Raw genomic sequence first — 16986 nt, 5'->3', positions numbered from 1 at the left:
CAGCGGTCGACCGCGCCTATCGGGTGGGCTGACTCAGACCCGCGAATCCTGACGCGGAATCCACACCTGCTGGATGATGATCAGGATCGACGCGGTCACCGGCACGGCGACGAGGGCGCCGAGCAGACCGAGCAGGGTGCCGCCGACGAGGGCGCCGATCACGACGAGAGAACCGGGGATCGAGATGGCCCTGTTCATCACCCGCGGTGTGACGACGTACGCCTCCACCTGCATGTAGACCACGTAGACGAGCGCGAAGATCAGGGCCGAGACCGGGCTGGAGAACAGTGCGATGGACGTTCCGATCACCCAGAACAGCACGGATCCGACGAGCGGGATCAGAGTGATCAGGAACGCCACGGTTGCCATGAGGGGCGGGAACGGCAGTCCGAGCAGCAGGTAGAGCACGAGCACGAGCATCGCGTTGATGAAGGCGAGCGTCACCATGCCCATGACGTACCCGCCGACGGAGTCGGTGATCTGCATCGTGATCTCCGAGATGCGACGGCGGTCGCGAGCCGGGGCCAGTCGCGTCAGGTTCTGCTGCATCGTGGGCAGGGTCGCCAGGAAGTACAGCGTCAGCACGATCACGATGATCGCGCCCGAGATGCCCCCGGCGATCGCACCGCCGACCTGCAGAGCCACCCCGCCCACCTGCAGGGCGCCGCCGCCGAGCTGCAGCAGTCGGCCAGGGTCACTGAAGAACTTCTGCACCTCGGCCATGAGGTCGTTGAGGCCGACGCCGAACTGGTCTTCGAGGCCGTGGTAGAAGTCGCTCGCGAGGAATCTCTGGATCATGACCGGGATCGACTCGAAGAACGAGGCGATCTGATCGACGATGATCGGCACGATGGCGGTGATGATGACAGCCAGCACGACGGCGAAGGCGACGATCACGAGGAGTACGGACCACGAGCGGGAGAGCCCGCGGCGCTCGAACCAGCGGACGGCCGGATCGAGTCCGAGAGCCGCGAACAGAGCGAAGGCGATGTAGATCAGGACCGTCGAGAGGTTCGAGAGAGCGAGCCCCAGCAGGAATGCGGCGAGGCCACCCAGCGTCACAAGGAAACCGAAGACGAAAGGTCGGTCGATGCGCGTCCAGAAAGAGGCGCGCGGTGGCAGCGGCTCGATCGCCCTCTGCGGAGCCGGGGCTTCCGAACTCTGTTCCGCGGATGCTCCGCCCTCACCGCCTTCGACCGTGGACGTCTCGTCGAGGTCGGTGCGCGCGTCGTCAGTCATGACTTCACACTAGGGCTCTCCCGGATGCCTCGCGAGCATCTGCCTGCTGCGACGCGCTATCGTCAAAGACGTCACATCGATGAGGGAGTGCTGATGACCGCTGGAGATGACCCCAGGGCCGAACTGCTGCGCCTGCGCGCCAGCATCGACAACATCGACGCTGCGCTCGTGTTCATGCTCGCCGAGCGTTTCCGTTGCACGCAGCAGGTCGGGCACCTCAAGGCCACGCACGACATGCCCGCCACCGACCCGAATCGCGAAGAGCAGCAGATCGGACGTCTGCGTGCGCTCGCCGAAGAGGCGCACCTCGATCCCGAGTTCGCCGAGAAGTGGTTCAACTTCGTCGTCGCCGAGGTCATCCGGCATCACACGGCCGCGGCCGAGGGGCGCTGAGACTCAGACGCGCTGCAGCTCGGATGCGGCGACGTGCGCAGCCGCTCCGCGCAGCACCGCGTCGCTGACCGTCGACGCGGTGACCACTCCCGGAATCGGCTGGAACAGCGTCTGAGCGACAGCAGCCATCGCCTCACCGGCGGCCGCCGCGAAGTCGTCGTCGATCACACCTTCCGGGCCGCTGATGACGACGCGCGGAAGGTCCAGCGCCGAACTGATCACGGCGAGTGACGTGCCCAGGCGACGACCCGCTTCGGAGCGGATGTGGCGACGGGCATCGGCATCCCGAGCGGCGTCCAGGCGTGCCGTGAGCAGTGGCGTCGAGATCCAGGCGTGCACGCAGCCCGGACGTTCGCAGCGGCAAACGGCGCCGGCGTCACCGTCGACGAGCATGTGCGCGAGTTCGCGCGCCGTCGGTGGAACGTCATCCGCGCTCGGTGCGCCCGTGTAGATCGCGGTGCTCGTGCTCTCGCCGAGGCGGACGAGCAGGAACTCGCCATCGGTCGCTCCGTAGCGCGACTCTGCGTTGGCGGCGAGGTCGGCGTCGATCGCGATGTGGACAGGAGCGTCGAGCACACCGCTCACAGAAGCGGTCAGGCGTGAAGGATCGTAGGCGGCGACGCTGTCGACGGGAACGGCGATCCCCACTCCGAGCAGGGGGTGGTCGAGGGCCGCGGTGAGCTCCTGGATGAACGCGACGGTCGCCTCGCTCATCTCACCCTCGGTCTTCACACCGGCGCGGGTGCTGCGCTCGATGACCTGTCCGTCGACGCCGACGAGCGCGGCGGTGGCCTGCGCGCGGTCGGAGAGGTCGATGGCGAGGATGCGGATCGCCTCGTGGTTGAACTCAAGCAGTGTCGCGGGCTTGCCGGGGCGGGAGTTGTGGCGCTGGCCGGATTCGAGCACGAGGTCGTCGCCGATGAGTCCGCGCACGACCTCGGAGATCGTCGGGCGGGTGAGGCCGGTGAGGCGCGCGAGGTCGGCGCGGCTCGCAACCTTCTCCCGCAGGAGGGTGCGCAGGACGACGGCGCGGTTGTGGCGGCGGATGCTCTGAGACATCCGCTGAGGGGAGGTGGGAACGAACTGCGCGTCGCGGCTGCTGAGCGTGGGTGCGATGGTCATCGCGAACCCCCTTCGTATAGGCGTCGATGCCGACCGTCTTAGTATAGTCACTAAACTAATTGCTCCGAGCGTAGGCTGGCGCTGACGACAAGTCAATGAGGCTCAACGAAGATCCCCACACAGAACGGAAAACGCGGCGTGGCCCACAGTGAAGAAGGTCTGGATTCCCAAGCTGCGGTGCGACGAACCAACCTCCGACGTGCACTGCAGCTGGTTTTCCGTCACCCGGGTGAAGAAACTCGCGCCGGCATCGCCCGCGCCACCGGACTCACCGCCGCGACCGCCTCGTCCCTCGTGGCAGAGCTGATCGAGTCGCGCCTCGTCGTCGAGGGTGGCCAGGCGCGCAGCACCGGCGGGAAACGTGCCACCACCCTCTCGATCGACGCCGGACACCATCTGCTGTTCGCCATGGTGCTGCGCCCCGTGGATGCCCTCGCCGCGCTCGTCAGCCTCGACGGCACCACCGTCTACGAAGAGCGCATCGCCTACTCGGCCACGACTCGTGACCGTGCCGTGCGCGAAATGCTCACGCGCATCGCGGATCGCTTCGGTGGGCGGATGCTGTTCGCCAGCGTTCAACTCACCGGTGCCACCGACGGTCGCACGGTGCTCGAGAGCGTGCAGCTCGACATGTCGAACGTCCCGCTCGCCGATCAGTACGAGGCGATCCTCGGTGTGCGCGTCGCGCTCATCAACGACGTCGACGCCGAAGCGATCGCCGAGGTCGTCACAGAGGAGCAGCACGAGGGGCTGCGCCTCTTCGTACACCTCGGCACCGGCGTCGGCGGCGCCGTCACCCTCGACGGTGACATCGCTCCCGGCCCCAGCACGCGCGCCGGGGAGATCGGCCATGTGCAGGTGGTCTTCGGGCCCAAGGCGCAGCTCTGTCGCTGCGGCCGGTACGGCTGTGTCGAAGCATCCGCCTCACTCACCGCCATCCTCGGGCCCGAATACGACGAGAGCCTCGACGACGCGGAGGTCGCGCCGCTGCTCGCCGCCGTCGATCCCGAGACCCTTCGCCTCGGCGCGGATGCGCTTGCTCGCGTGATCAAGCTCGTCGGCGCGATGCTCGACCCCAGCGAGGTCATCATCGGCGGACCCGCCGTGATTCTCGGCGACGACTTCCTGGAGGCCGTCCGCGAAGCGCTCGCCTACGACGCCCGAGGAACGAATCCTCTCGCCGTCCGCTATGCCAGCACGAACGTTCCCGCCTTCGCGGGAGCCGCGCAGTTCGCGCTGTCCACCGCACTCGGCGTGCGGTGGAGCCCCGCGCAGCTGACGCTCACACCCGAGCGCGCGATTCTCGCACCCGAGCGCGCGTAGGTCCGCCCCTCACAGCGGCCCACGCAGCGCCCGGACGGGGCCTCGGGGTGCAGCTCCCGAGACCCGTGGCATCCCGATTCTCTGGGGTGCCTACTTCACGCTGCCAGCGGTCAAGCCGCCGACGAGTCGCTTCTCGATCAGCATGAAGAGGATGATCACCGGCACGATCGCAACGAGCGAGACGCCGAAGACGTACTGCCAGCTGGTCTCGTACTGGCCGACGAACTTCGTCAGCGCCACCGACATCGGCTGGTTGCCCGCGGTCGAGAGGATCACGAGCGACGCCGCGAACTCGTTCCAGCAGGCGACGAACGTGAACACGATCGCCGTGACGATACCCGGCCACACCAGCGGCAGGTTGATCTTGAACAGCACGGTGAGACGACCTGCGCCGTCGATCTGCGCGGCCTCGTCGACCTCTTTGGGGATGCCGGCGAAGAACGAGTGCATGATCCACACCGCGAACGACAGGTTGAACGCCGCGTTGATGAAGATCATCGCCGCCCAGGTGTCGATCAGGCCCATCGCCGCGAACTGGCGGAACAGACCCGAGGTCAGCACCGCGGGCTGCAGCATCTGCGTGACGATCACGAGGAACAGGAACACCATGCGGCCCGGGAACTTGAACCGCGCCGTGTAGTAGGCGGCCGGCATCGCGACGAGCAGCACGAGCAGCGTCGCGAAGACGGCGATCACGATCGTCGAGATCATGTTCTGCACGAGCGGAGTCTCGGGCGTATCCCACATCTTGATGAAGTTGTCCCAGTGCCACTCTGTGGGGAAGTAGGTGGGGTTGACCGAGCGGATCTCGGGCTTGGACTTCACCGAGCCGAAGAACATGATCAGGTACGGCAGGATGAACACGCCCAGCACGATGAGGCCGGCGGCCATGCGCAGGATGACGCGCGGCAGCGACACCTGGTCGGCGGTGTAGCGGCGCTTCCGGCCGGACCCCGGCGGGCGGGCTCCGCCGCGGCCGGCGGTCGTGACGACACGGGTCTCGGTGACGACGCTCACGCTCAGACCTCCTTCATGGGCTTGACGATCTTCACGTACGCCGCGACGATCACGATGACGATGAGGAAGGCCACGACCGACAGGGCGCTGGCCACATCGACCTTCTTCTGCAGCTCGATGTATTTGAAGATCATCGTCATGATGGTGTCCGCGCCGTAGCCCGGTATCGATCCGGTCATGACCTTCAGGATCGGCAGCGAGTTGAAGACGTTGATGATGTTGATGAGCACGGCGACGCTGAGTGCCCCGCGCAGCTGCGGAAGCACGATCGTCCAGTAGGTGCGCACGGGCCCGGCGCCGTCCATCTTCGCGGCTTCGAGCGCGTCAGCCGGGACCGTCGCGAGCCCCGCGAGGATCGTGTACGTCGTGAACGGCAGCGAGACGAAGATCGCGATCACAATCGACCAGATGAACGCGGTCTCGGGATTGCGGGTCCAGCCGAAGCCCTCGGGTGTCGATACGAGCCCAACGTCGACGAGGAACTTGTTGATGATGCCGAAGTACGGCTCCAGGCCGTAGTAGAAGACCATCGTCGTCATGACGACGGAGGCGGCCCACGGGATGATCACGGCCATGCGGACGATCTGTCGTCCAGGGAAGGCCTTGTTGAGAATCTGCGCGAGGCCCAGCGAGATGATCACCGTGAACGCGACGACGGAGACGACCCAGATGATCGTGCGACCGAAGATCGGCCAGAACTCCGAGAAGGTGAACACCGTCACGAAGTTGTCGAATCCAACGGAGCCCTTGTCGAGACCCGAGAGTGAGATCTTGCGGGTGGAGTTGTAGAACATCACCCCGGCGGGGAACAGCACCACGCCGATGATCAGGACGAGCGCCGGGGCGATCCAGGGGAGGGCCCGGACGAGATCGCGTCCGCCGGGCTTGCCGCGGGACGCTCCGGACTCTGCCGAGCCCGGGGAGCGGGGGCGGACGCTGGCCGCCCCCGCGAGGTTCGAGGACTGTGTGCTCTGGCTCATGGAAGTACCCGAACCCCTTTCCGTTGCGAGCTTTAGCCCGCGTCGACCTGTGCCTGGATCTGCTTCAGGACGTCCGCAGCAGGCTGCGTCTGAAGCTGACCGAACAGCGACTTGAAGGCACCGTCGGCGGCCGACCACTTGGCGTTGGTGCTCGGGTAGAACTGTGCATCCGGCAGCACGTCGAGGAACGGCTTGAGGGCCTCCTCGCCGGAGAGCTGCTCGGCACCCGACTTCGTGACGGGGAGGAAGCCTTCGGCCTGCACCCACGGCACGTACACGTCTGCCGAGTAGAAGTAGTCGAAGAACTTCGTGATGGCCTCGGCCTTGTCGCCGTCGTTCTGGAATGCCATGAGCTGGTCAGCCACGCCGAGCGTGAACGGCGAGCCGTCCTTCGTGGGAATCGGAACGATCGAGTAGTCGAGGTCGGGGTTGTTCTCCGCGATCTGGCCGACTGTCGGGGGCAGGCCCACCTGCATGCCGATCTTGCCCTGGATGAAGATGTCCATGAGCGGCGAACGCTGCGTGGAGCCCGGGTCCGCCTGGGTGGCGCCCGCGTCGATCATCTTCTTGATCTGCTCGGCACCCGGGAGGTTCTCGGGGATGTCGATCGTGATCTCGGACTCATCGCCGAACGTGCCGCCGCCGCCCCAGATCCAGACAGCGGCCTCGGCCTGCGCCTCTTCCGAGCCCAGGGGCATGCCGTAACCAGCGATGCCGCCACCGAGCCCGGAGACCTTGGTCGCCGCATCGAGCAGTTCGTCCCAGTTGGTCGGAGCCTCGACGCCGGCCTGGGAGAGCAGTGCGTTGTTCACGAACAGCGCACGCGCCGACGCGATGAAAGGCAGGGCGTACGTGGTGCCGTTGAGCTGCTCGTTCTTGATGAACGACTCCTGGAAGTCGGCGAAGGTCTCGGGGCTCGTGACCTCCTCGACGTCGTAGAGCAGGTCATCGGCGGCGAAGCCGGCGAAGGGGCCGCCGTTGTAGATGTCGGGTGCCTCGCCCGCCTGCACCTTGGTGGTGACGACCTTCTCGAGGTTGTCCCACGACTGCACCTCGAGGTTGACCTTGATGTCCGAGTTCTCGGCCTCGAAGCCCTTGATGACGTCCTCCCAGAGCGACTTGGTCTGGTCGGAGTAGCTGGGAACGAGCAGGTCGATGGTCGTCGCGCCGCCGGCATCGCCGCCGGAGTCGCCGCCGGCGTTGCCGCCGAAGCCGCACGAGGCGAGCGTGAGAGTGGCGGTCGCCGCGAGGGCGACAGCGCCAAACCGCAGGGACTTCTTCATGTGTTGCATCCTCACTGTGTTGGTGGTGCACAGTCGCAACTACTGCACGCGACAGTGCGTGATTCAGACTCAAATCTCGAGGCTGGCTTCGGGGGTGCCCGACGCCGTCTCGGTAGCCGCGTTGCGACCGAGAGAGACAGCCATCTGATTATTTGTCCGGCATACGAACAAATCAAGAGTTCTTGTCATTGAATTGATACTGACGCGATACTATGATCGAATCGTGCACAAAGCAATCATGAAAGTGCACAATTGGTGACTTTTACTCTCGAGAGGTTCCGACGATGACGAACGCCCACGCAGCCGGTGCTCACATGCAGGCTGAACTCGCCTCGCAGCCCGACACCTGGGAGCGCGCATTCAGCATGCGCGCTGAGCAGCAGCTTCTTCCGGCGACCGGTGCGCGTGTTGCCGTCGTCGGCTGCGGCACTTCGTGGTTCATGGCGCAGTCGTACGCCGTCCTGCGCGAGTCCGGTGGGTTCGGCGTCACGGATGCGTTCGCCGCATCGGAGAACTTCGTGAACCGTGGCTATGACGCCGTCGTCGCACTGACCCGTTCGGGGACGACCTCAGAGGTGCTCGAGCTCATCTCGGGTCTCGACTCCTCCGTGCACACGATCGGCGTGATCGGCGACCCGGACTCTCCGCTCGTGAACATGGTCGACGATGCCGTCGTGCTTCCTTTCGCGGATGAGCAGTCGGTCGTGCAGACCCGCTTCGCCACCACGGCGCTCGCACTGTTCCGCGCGTCGCTCGGTGAAGACCTCAGCGGTGCGATCGCCGACGCTCGCACGGCGCTCGCCGATGTGGATCCGACCCTCGCCACGGCGGAGCAGTACAGCTTCCTCGGTCGCGGGTGGACGGTCGGACTCGCACACGAGGCCGCGCTCAAGATGCGCGAGTCCTCGCAGTCGTGGACCGAGTCATACCCCTCGATGGAATACCGCCACGGCCCGATCGCGATCGCGGCTCCCGGTCGCATCACCTGGCAGTTCGGCGCCGCCCCCGAGGGCCTGCGCGGACAGGTCGAGGCGACAGGCGCCCGCTTCGTCGAGCACGCGATCGACCCGATGGCCGATCTCGCGCGCCTGCACCAGGTGGCACTCGACCGTTCGCTGGCTGCGGGTCTCGACCCTGATCAGCCGCGCAACCTCACGCGCGCCGTTATCCTCGACGCGTAGTCGAGAGCGCGTGACGAGAGGATCCGACATGAGCAGCCCTGAGGGCGCCGACGCGGCCCGTGCTGTGCCGGATGTGGTGCAGGACGCGTCAGGTGATCGTCTCGCCCGCGCCGCCTCGATCGGACGCGGCGCGGCGGTGCTCGCCTTCGATGTCGGCGGCACCGACATCAAATCGGCGCTCTTCGATGAGAACGGCACGGCCATCGGGCTGCGGCGCACGCCTACGCCTCCTGCGGGACCAGACATGCCGGGGCGCCTCGTCGCACGGTTGCATGACCTCGCCGCAGAGCTGCAGGAGCAGCATCCGCAGATCGTGCCACGCGCTGTCGGTCTCGTGGTTCCCGGAATCGTCGACGCGGATGCCGGGATCGGCGTGTTTGCGAGCAATCTCGGGTGGCACGATGCGCCGCTGCGCGACCTCGCAGGCGAAGCGTTCGGGTTGCCTGTCGCCTTCGATCACGATGTCCGCTCCGCGAGTTGGGCTGAGCACGTCCTCGGCGGTGCGCGCGCCTATTCGAACGCCGTGGTGCTCATCATCGGCACCGGAATCGCCGGGGCGATTCTCGTAGGGGGGCGACCGTACACGGCAGGCGGCTACGCCGGGGAGATCGGGCACTCTCCGATCGCGGAAGGGCCGCAATGCCCCTGCGGGGCGCGCGGATGCCTGGAGACCGTGGCATCCGCCGGAGCGATCGCTCGCCGCTACACCGAGGCGACGGGCGTCGTGGTGGACGGAGCGAAAGAGGTCATCGCCCGTGCGAACGCGGGAGATGACGTCGCAGCGCGCATCTGGAATGAGGCGCTCGACGCGCTGACCCTCGCGATCGCGCAGCTGACCGCCGTCGTCGCACCGGAAGCCGTCGTGATCGGCGGAGGTCTCTCGCGGGCCGGCGGTGCGCTGTTCGATGAGCTGCATCAGCGACTCGCGGCGCGGTTGAGCTTTCACCGCATCCCCGCCCTGGTGCCCGCCGAACTCCTCGGCAACGCCGGAATCCTGGGTGCCGCGCTGCGTGCGAGGGAAGTCGCATGATCATCACCGTGACGCCGAATCCGGCGCTCGATCTCACCTGGCACGTCGACCGGATCATCCCCGGTGGGGTGCACCGCGCCGACACCGGTCGCGCGCGGGCAGGCGGCAAGGGCCTCAACGTCGCGCGCGTCGCGCACGCGCAGGGTGCGGCGGTGCGGGCTCTCACGACGGTCGGCGGTGCCGCCGGTGGGGAATTCGCCCTCGAACTGCGCTCAAGCGGCGTGCCGCACCTGCTCATCCCCGTCGTCGCAGAGACGCGTCGCAGCATCGCCCTCGTTGACGAGCATCTCGGTGACACGACGATCGTGAACGAGCGGGGCATCAATCCGTCGGATGACGAGTGGCGTGCGCTTCTCGATGCTGTCGGCGAGAGCCTCGTCGACGCCGCCGAAGCGGGTGACAACGCCCCTGTCCTCGTGATCTCGGGCAGCCTGCCTCCCGGCGCTCCTGCGGAGCTGCTGCCCTCGCTCATCATCGCGGGCCGCGCCGCCGGTGCGGCCGTGATCGTCGACACCTCGGGCCCCGCGCTGCTGCACGCCGCGGATGCGGGCGCATCCGTTCTCAAGCCGAACGCCGCCGAGCTCGCCGAAGCGACGGGGATCAGCGACCCGCTCGCGGGTGCCGCTGAACTGCTGCGTCGCGGTGCGGAACTCGTGCTGTTGTCGATGGGCGCCGACGGGATGCTGGCCGTCACCGCCGATGCTGTCGTTCGGGCCCGACTGCAGGCCCCGCTCGCGGGCAACCCCACAGGTGCGGGCGATGCGGCCGTGGCCGCCTGCGCCGCGCTCTGGGCTGAGGGTATCCGCGATCCTGAGGCCATCCTGCGTCGCGCGACCGCCTGGTCCGCCGCGGCGGTGCTCATGCCGCTCGCGGGTGAGATCCACGACTCCTGGCCGTCCCTGGCCGATGCGCTCCTTGTCGAGACGCACGACTTCGCTCCCGAACAGAAGGACCCTCGATGACCCTCGTCTCTGCGGCTGATCTCGTCCGCGATGCTGCGGCCCGCGGCACCGGTGTCGGCGCATTCAACGTGCTGCACCTTGAGACCGCGGAGGCGCTCGTCGCCGCGGCATCCCTCGCAGAACTCCCGGTCATCCTGCAGATCTCGCAGAACTGCGCGGACTACCACGGCGGCCTTGAACCGATCGCGCTGGCGACGCTCGCCGTCGCCCGCCGCGCCGACATGCCCGTCGCGGTGCACCTCGATCACGCCGAGCGGGTGGAGCTGGTCGACGAGGCCATCGCCCTCGGCTTCGGCTCGGTCATGTTCGACGGCGGTGCGCTGCCCTACGACGAAAACGTCGCGCTGACCGCTGAAGTTGTGGCACGCGCCAGAGCCGCCGGTGTCTTCGTCGAAGGCGAGCTGGGAGAGGTCGGCGGCAAAGACGGCGCCCACGCGCCGGGCGTGCGCACAGACCCCGCAGAAGCGGCCGCCTTCGTGGCCGCGACAGGCGTCGACGCACTCGCCGTCGCGGTCGGTTCGTCGCACGCGATGCTCGATCGCTCCGCCTCACTCGACATCGAACTCATCGGGCGCCTGCGCGATGCCCTCGATGTGCCGCTCGTCCTGCATGGGTCGTCCGGCGTCGCGGATGCGGTGATCGCCGACGCGGTGCGCGCAGGCATGACGAAGATCAACGTCTCGACGCACCTGAACGGCTTCTTCACGCGCGCCGTCCGCGCGAAGCTCGCGAGTGACGAGAGCCTCGTCGACTCGCGCAAGTACGTGAAGCTCGGACGCGACGCTGTCGCCGCAGAGGCGGCACGGATGCTGCGTCTGTTCGCCCTGGCGCCGGCCGCATGAAACGCGCTGCCCGTCTCACCGCGATCCTCGATCTCCTCGCAACGCAGGGTGAGGTCACGGTCGAGGAGCTCGTCGACCAGTTCGGTGCATCCGCCGCCACCACCCGCCGCGATCTCGACAGCCTCGCCGAGCGGCGGCTTCTGACGCGCACCCACGGCGGCGCGGTGGCGCAGTCCGTCGCCTATGAACTGCCCATTCGGTACAAGAGCCATCAGCGCGCCGATGCGAAAGAACGCATCGCTCGTGCCGCCGCAGCGCTGGTGCCCCCTGGCGCGGTCATCGGACTGTCGGGTGGCACCACCACGACGGCGATCGCCGCAGCCCTCGCCGCGCGCGATGACCTCTCCGAGCGGGGCATCACGGTCGTGACGAACGCGGTCAACATCGCCGCGCAGCTCGCCACCCGACCCGATATCAAGGTGGTCGTGACCGGCGGGGTGATCCACGCCCGCAGTTACGAGCTCGTCGGACCTTTCGTGGAACAGCTGCTCAGCGGCATCCGCCTGGATTTCGCCTTCATCGGCGTCAATGGCATCGCGGCCGACTCTGGCGCGACAACGCATGATGAGCGCGAGGCGGCCGTCAATCGCATGATGGCGTCGCGCGCCCGCCACGCGGCCATCGTCGCGGACTCCACCAAGGTGGGCGTCTCCGCGTTCGCTGCGATCGGCGGTCCGGAGCTGTTTCCCAAGCTGCTCACCGACGATGAGATCTCGCCCGATGACCGGGCCGCGCTCGTGGAAGCCGGGTTCGAGGTCGTCGTCGCACGCTGAGACGCTGCAACAGGACGCAGTGCGGGGCCCGGCCTGATCGCAGGCCGGGCCCCACCGTCTCCGTGCCTACGGCACCGTGCGCCGGAAGGCGATGAACGACACCGCCATGCACACGGCGGTGACGACGAGTCCCCACAGCGCGAGACCGAGTGCGCCGAGATCGCCGATCGACTGCCAGACCTGCTCCCAGAGGTTCAGGCGCGTCGTCAGGAAGACGAGGCCGACGATGATCAGTGCGAGTGCGACCCAGACGATCGTCAGAACGGTCAGCCCCCAGCTCTTGTAGATCGTCGCGCCGGTGAAGCCGAGGACGAACAGGAACAGCGCCAGTGCGAAGTAGACCGTCCACGCGCCGAGCGGGCCGGCCTCCCACAGCCATGGCAGGTAGAAGACGTAGCCGTTGACACCCCATCCGTTGGTGGCCATCTCGATGCCTCCGCCGATCAGGAACAGTGCGCCCATGAAGGCGCTGGCGAGCACGGCCGTCAGCATCGTGCCGAGGAAGAAGTCGCGCCGCGTGATGCTCATGGCCTGAGAGAACGGGAACGTCAGCGACATGGCCGAGATGCCGATCGCGAAGAAGTACCAGAGCGGTGCCTGCCCGCCGCCGCCGTACTTGGGGGTGTCGACCGGGATCATGGCGTAGATCAACACCGAGATCACGGTGGCGCCGGCGAGCACGATCAGCGGCACCCAGATGAAGGTCTGCCGGTTGATCATCTGCAGGCGGATGACATTGAGTACGCGTCGCATCAGCGCACCTCCTCGTTCACGGGCGCGCCGTTCTTCTGAGTCAGACGCACGATCAGCTGCTGCAGGGAGACGGGCGCGAGATCGAGCCCGTTGTCATGGATCTCCGCACGTTCGGCTGCGTTCAGGCTTCCGAGCGCGGTGACGGATGCCACGCGGCCGAGCTCCTCGCGGTGCAGGATGTCGCGGCCTTCGGCCCAGGCATCCACCTTCGCCGCATCGCCCACGACGGTCACCGCGCGGTCACGCAGCGCATCCGTCTCCTCGTGCAGGAGGATCTCTCCCTGGTCGATCACGATGACCCGCTCGATGAGGTTGGAGACCTCGTCGATCAGGTGTGACGAGAGGATGACCGTGCGCGGGTGCTCGGCGTAGTCCTCGATCAGGCGGTCATAGAAGATCTGCCGGGCGACGGCGTCGAGTCCGAGGTAGGGCTCATCGAAGAAGGTGATCTCGGCACGTGCCGCGAGGCCGATGATCACGCCGACCGCCGAGAGCTGCCCGCGGGAGAGCTTCTTGATGGTCTGCTTCATCGGCAGCTGGAAGTCGGCGATGAGGCGCTCTGCGTACTCCTGGTCCCAGTTCTTGAAGAACAGGCTCGCCGCCTTGAAGGCGTGCCGCGGATACGCGTCATCCGGGTACTTCTGGCTCTCGCGAACGAAGCACATGCGGTTGAGGACGTGCGCGTTCTCGTAAGGGTGCTCGCCGAACACCTTCACATCGCCGGCCGAGGCGAAGTTCTGCGCGGTCAGGATCGACATGAGCGTGGTCTTGCCGGCGCCGTTGCGTCCGAGCAGGCCGTAGATCGTGCCTCCCTCGAGGGTGAGCGAGACGTTGTCGAGAGCGCGCTTGTCCTTGTAGCGCTTCGTGAGGTTCTTCACCTCGATGACGGCGGTCATGTGTTGGTCCCTTCGGGGGCTGCGGTCGCGCGCGCCTGGATGAGCGCGGCGAGGTCGGCGGGGCTGAGGCCGATGGTGCGGGCCTCGGCGAGCAGCGGATCGATGTAGCGGTCGGCGAATGCGGTGCGGCGTTCGCCGAGGAGAAGATCGCGGGCGCCATCGGCGACGAACATTCCGATGCCGCGGCGCTTGTACAGCACTCCCTTTTCGGTGAGCATGGCGACTCCCTTGGCTGCGGTGGCGGGGTTGATGCGGTAGAACGCCGCGAGCTCATTCGTCGACGGCGCCTGGGCCTCTTCGGCCAGTGACCCGTCGAGGATCGAGTCTTCGATCTGCTCGGCGATCTGGAGGAAGAGCGCTTTGCCTTCTTCGATCACAGGTCCTCCGCTCGGTAGGTTGGTTAGTTACTTGACTAAGTAACCCATGAACGCGCGGAGATGTCAAGCCCAAAAAAGAAGTGGCCCCTCCCGAAGGAGGGGCCACTCGTGGTGTGGTCAGCAGGCGACGGTGACGTGCGCGAAAGGGTCGTTGTTCTCGTAATGCGAGTACTCCAGCGCGATCTCGCGTCGATATCCCTGGGCTCGCAACAGGGCGAGCAGCTCATCGATGGGCTGCTCGCCGGTTCCCGGTGCCCCGCGCCCGGGGAAGTCGGCAACCTGAACGTGACCGATCTCGCGCCAGTGGTCGCGGAAGTACGCGGCGACGTCGTCGCCCATGTTGAACATGTGGAACAGGTCGACCTGCACCAGGATGGTCCCGGTCGTCGCCCGTTCCCGAGCCCGCGCGACCGCCTCCGTGACCTCCGCCATCGTGCGCAGACCGTAGCCGGGAATGTGCGAGAGCTGCTCGATCGTGACGATTCCGCCGACGTCCGAGAAGGCGTCCGCCGCGCGGGCGGTACGCACCGCCGCACGGTCGTTCTGCGCGTCCCGGGTTTCGTGATCGTTGAGGGTTCCATGCAGAACGTTGAAGTTCTGCACGCCCGTGGCCTCATGAAAGCGCAGGCCGACCTCGATCGATGCGTCGAACTCGGCGTCCACCCCCGGCCAGCAGGTGATGCCGCGGTTGCCCAGCGCCATCCCGCCCTCATACAGGTTCATGCCGACCAGGCGCAGACGAGAGTCCGCGATGGTCGTCAGCACAGCGTCGACGTCCGAACCGGACGGAGTCGCTGTCTCGAACGGCCACCACAGCTCGACTCCGCGGAATCCGCGATTGCGCACGAGGCGCAGCTGCTCCTCGAGCGGGAGGTCACCGATCAGGATCGATGGGTTGATGATCGAGTAGGCGTGCGTGCTCATCTGTTCCTCCAGTGCGGGAGCGCGGCGACGTCGTCGGGGGAGAGTGGATCGGCGGCGCGTCCCGCGAGGCGCAGGTGGATGTCTGCGTTCGCTTCGAGCTCCTCCGCTGCGGCTACGGCCGTGGCGAGTTCCGGCCCGATCGTGACGAGTCCGTGACGGCGCAGAAGCAGGCTGTCCGCCGACCGCAGTGCCCTCCCGGATGCTTCGGCGAGGCGTTCATCGCCGGGAGGGAAGTAGTCGACGAGGGCGACGCGTCCTGCCTTCATCGCGTAGTACGGCGTGTAGCAGGGCAGAGGTGAGGTCTCCTGCAGGCCGGCGAGACACGACACGGCGAGAGCGGCCGGAGAGTGCAGATGCACGACAGCCGTCGCTTCGGGGCGCACTGAGTAGGCCCGCACGTGCAGCATGGCTTCCTTCGTGGGAGCCGCACCGAGGATCCGTTCGCCGTCGAGCGTGAGAATGGCGATGTCGTCGTTGCTCAATGCACCCAGGCGTGCGCCGGTTCCGGAGACCAGGATGCGGTCGCCGACTCTTGTCGAGATGTTGCCCGTGGTGCCCGGCGAGAGCCCCGCGCTGGCGAGTGCGCGACCTGTGGAGATGAGTGCCGCGAACGCATCCGCCTCCTTCATCGCGACCCCTCCGCGACCGCGAGTGCGTCCGCGAAGATGCGGGGTCCGCCGAAGTTGCCGGACTTCAGCAGCAGGGCCACAGGCTGCGCACCCTCGGCGACCGTCCACGGCACACCTGGAGCAACCTCCTGGCCGATGCGCAGCGCGCGGACTCCGAGGCTGTTCACGACCGAGCCGGATGTCTCGCCGCCGGCGACGAGGATCCGGCCGAAGCCCTGGGCGACCGCACCCCGCGCGATCTCGCCGAGAGCGGTCTCGACGAGCAGGGAGGAGCGTTCGACGCCGAGATCCTCCTGGATCTGGCGGACGGCGTCGGGGTCGGTGGAGGCGACCACCGCGGGAACGGCATCCGCGTTCTCCGCGAGGAACACGAGTGCCTGCGTGACGACATCCTCTCCGCGATCCAGCGCGTAGACATCGACGGTGAAGACAGGGTGCTCGATACGGTGCTCGGCGATCTGCCCCCGCGTGGCCGCCGAGCAGCTCCCCGCGAGAACGAGTGCCGGTCCCGGGGGCACCGTGAGGGCGGCGCCGGTCTGCGCCGAGGAACGGAGCGCGGCGAGGGCAGCACCGAGCGCTGCCCCGCCGGTGACGAGCGGATCGAGGCGTGTGACCTCGGCGATCGCGACGACGTCGTCGTCCGAGACGATGTCGGCGATGTGGAAGACGCGCTCGTCGGTCTGCGCGCGCATCGCCTCCAGCGCCGCGGCGCCGGAGCGCACCGTCGACAGGTCGAGCAGACCGACCGGAGTTGTGGTCTGGCGGCCGAGGACGCGGCGAAGGTCGCTGTCCGTCATCGGATTGATGGGGTGGTCCCGCAGCGGCGAGTCCGACAGCAGGCGGTCTCCGACGAAGAGATGGCCGAGATAGGTGGTCCGGCCGTGCTCGGGAACGGCGGGCGCGAAGACGACGGAACGTGCGGAGACGAGCGCGGCGAGAGCATCCGCCACCGGCCCGATGTTGCCCTTGTCGGTCGAGTCGAAGGTCGAGCAGTACTTGAAGTAGAGCTGTTCCACTCCGAGCGAGAGCAGCCAACGCGCCGACTCGACGCTCTGTGCGACGGCATCCTCTGCGGGGATGCTCCGGCTCTTGAGTGCGACGACGACACAATCGGCATCGACGGCCGCAGTACCTTCTTCGGGAACACCCAGCAGCTGCACGACGCGCATGCCCGTACGGGCGATCATTCCTGCGAGGTCGGTCGCGCCGGTGTAGTCATCGGCGATGACGCCGAGCCACGGCGTGATGGGCGGGGTGCTCAT

Annotated in this window: 18 protein-coding genes; 7 read left to right on the top strand and 11 right to left on the bottom strand. The window is 67.2% G+C overall.

Going from position 1 to position 16986, the window contains the following annotated elements:
- Nucleotides 1–33: 33 nt before the first annotated feature.
- On the bottom strand, nt 34–1239 hold the full coding sequence (locus AC1REM_RS02635; RefSeq protein ID WP_492513195.1) for an AI-2E family transporter: 1206 nt from the start codon (nt 1237–1239) through the stop codon (nt 34–36).
- Between the two features lie 93 nt (nt 1240–1332).
- Between AC1REM_RS02635 and AC1REM_RS02630 the strand changes: the two genes are divergently transcribed.
- Nucleotides 1333–1632, top strand: coding sequence for a chorismate mutase (locus AC1REM_RS02630; RefSeq protein ID WP_204938464.1), 300 nt, complete (start codon nt 1333–1335; stop codon nt 1630–1632).
- Between the two features lie 3 nt (nt 1633–1635).
- Here AC1REM_RS02630 and AC1REM_RS02625 read toward each other — a convergent pair whose 3' ends face one another.
- Nucleotides 1636–2754 carry an ROK family transcriptional regulator gene (locus AC1REM_RS02625; protein ID WP_492513194.1) on the bottom strand — a complete coding sequence of 373 codons (1119 nt, stop codon included), beginning with the start codon at nt 2752–2754 and terminating at the stop codon, nt 1636–1638.
- 177 nt (nt 2755–2931) lie between these two features.
- Here AC1REM_RS02625 and AC1REM_RS02620 point away from each other — a divergent pair, with 177 nt between their 5' ends.
- The gene (locus AC1REM_RS02620) at nt 2932–4077 is read left to right on the top strand and encodes an ROK family protein (RefSeq protein ID WP_492513193.1); all 1146 of its coding nucleotides are present in this window, start codon (nt 2932–2934) and stop codon (nt 4075–4077) included.
- Between the two features lie 90 nt (nt 4078–4167).
- On the opposite strand, the gene AC1REM_RS02615 is transcribed toward AC1REM_RS02620, so the two are convergent.
- The 3 genes from AC1REM_RS02615 to AC1REM_RS02605 are packed head-to-tail and all read right to left on the bottom strand — an operon-like array spanning nt 4168 to nt 7357.
- Entirely contained in the window at nt 4168–5094 is a 927-nt protein-coding gene (locus tag AC1REM_RS02615; RefSeq protein WP_492513192.1) for a carbohydrate ABC transporter permease, read from the bottom strand.
- 2 nt (nt 5095–5096) lie between these two features.
- Nucleotides 5097–6074 carry a carbohydrate ABC transporter permease gene (locus AC1REM_RS02610; RefSeq protein ID WP_492513191.1) on the bottom strand — a complete coding sequence of 326 codons (978 nt, stop codon included), beginning with the start codon at nt 6072–6074 and terminating at the stop codon, nt 5097–5099.
- 32 nt (nt 6075–6106) lie between these two features.
- On the bottom strand, nt 6107–7357 hold the full coding sequence (locus tag AC1REM_RS02605; RefSeq protein ID WP_492513190.1) for an extracellular solute-binding protein: 1251 nt from the start codon (nt 7355–7357) through the stop codon (nt 6107–6109).
- A gap of 284 nt (nt 7358–7641) precedes the next feature.
- Here AC1REM_RS02605 and AC1REM_RS02600 point away from each other — a divergent pair, with 284 nt between their 5' ends.
- From AC1REM_RS02600 to AC1REM_RS02580, 5 genes are read left to right on the top strand one after another with little or no spacing between them, the layout of a single operon-like run.
- Nucleotides 7642–8538 (top strand): SIS domain-containing protein, encoded by an 897-nt coding sequence (locus AC1REM_RS02600; protein WP_492513189.1) that lies wholly within the window; start codon nt 7642–7644, stop codon nt 8536–8538.
- 28 nt (nt 8539–8566) lie between these two features.
- Nucleotides 8567–9568 carry an ROK family protein gene (locus tag AC1REM_RS02595; RefSeq protein ID WP_492513188.1) on the top strand — a complete coding sequence of 334 codons (1002 nt, stop codon included), beginning with the start codon at nt 8567–8569 and terminating at the stop codon, nt 9566–9568.
- The gene (locus AC1REM_RS02590) at nt 9565–10530 is read left to right on the top strand and encodes a 1-phosphofructokinase family hexose kinase (protein ID WP_492513187.1); all 966 of its coding nucleotides are present in this window, start codon (nt 9565–9567) and stop codon (nt 10528–10530) included. The genes AC1REM_RS02595 and AC1REM_RS02590 overlap by 4 nt, the downstream gene beginning before the upstream one ends.
- Nucleotides 10527–11372, top strand: coding sequence for a class II fructose-bisphosphate aldolase (locus AC1REM_RS02585; protein ID WP_492513186.1), 846 nt, complete (start codon nt 10527–10529; stop codon nt 11370–11372). Before AC1REM_RS02590 ends, AC1REM_RS02585 begins: the two co-directional genes overlap by 4 nt.
- On the top strand, nt 11369–12145 hold the full coding sequence (locus AC1REM_RS02580; protein ID WP_492513185.1) for a DeoR/GlpR family DNA-binding transcription regulator: 777 nt from the start codon (nt 11369–11371) through the stop codon (nt 12143–12145). The genes AC1REM_RS02585 and AC1REM_RS02580 overlap by 4 nt, the downstream gene beginning before the upstream one ends.
- A 66-nt stretch (nt 12146–12211) precedes the next feature.
- On the opposite strand, the gene AC1REM_RS02575 is transcribed toward AC1REM_RS02580, so the two are convergent.
- From AC1REM_RS02575 to otnK, 6 genes are all read right to left on the bottom strand, one after another.
- Entirely contained in the window at nt 12212–12898 is a 687-nt protein-coding gene (locus AC1REM_RS02575) for a hypothetical protein (RefSeq protein WP_492513184.1), read from the bottom strand.
- A complete protein-coding gene (locus tag AC1REM_RS02570) occupies nt 12898–13794 on the bottom strand; it encodes an ABC transporter ATP-binding protein (protein ID WP_492513183.1) in 897 nt (298 codons plus the stop codon). The genes AC1REM_RS02575 and AC1REM_RS02570 overlap by 1 nt, the downstream gene beginning before the upstream one ends.
- The gene (locus AC1REM_RS02565; RefSeq protein WP_378786590.1) at nt 13791–14171 is read right to left on the bottom strand and encodes a GntR family transcriptional regulator; all 381 of its coding nucleotides are present in this window, start codon (nt 14169–14171) and stop codon (nt 13791–13793) included. The genes AC1REM_RS02570 and AC1REM_RS02565 overlap by 4 nt, the downstream gene beginning before the upstream one ends.
- Nucleotides 14172–14288: 117 nt before the next feature.
- Complete coding sequence (locus tag AC1REM_RS02560) at nt 14289–15095, bottom strand: TIM barrel protein (RefSeq protein WP_492513182.1); 807 nt, start codon at nt 15093–15095, stop codon at nt 14289–14291.
- The gene (locus tag AC1REM_RS02555) at nt 15092–15724 is read right to left on the bottom strand and encodes a class II aldolase/adducin family protein (protein ID WP_492513181.1); all 633 of its coding nucleotides are present in this window, start codon (nt 15722–15724) and stop codon (nt 15092–15094) included. Before AC1REM_RS02555 ends, AC1REM_RS02560 begins: the two co-directional genes overlap by 4 nt.
- The gene (otnK, locus tag AC1REM_RS02550) at nt 15721–16986 is read right to left on the bottom strand and encodes a 3-oxo-tetronate kinase (RefSeq protein WP_492513180.1); all 1266 of its coding nucleotides are present in this window, start codon (nt 16984–16986) and stop codon (nt 15721–15723) included. The genes AC1REM_RS02555 and otnK overlap by 4 nt, the downstream gene beginning before the upstream one ends.

The organism is Microbacterium sp. GW823-FHT02G05 (assembly GCF_058797175.1).
This window is presented reverse-complemented; position numbering and strand designations above follow the sequence as displayed.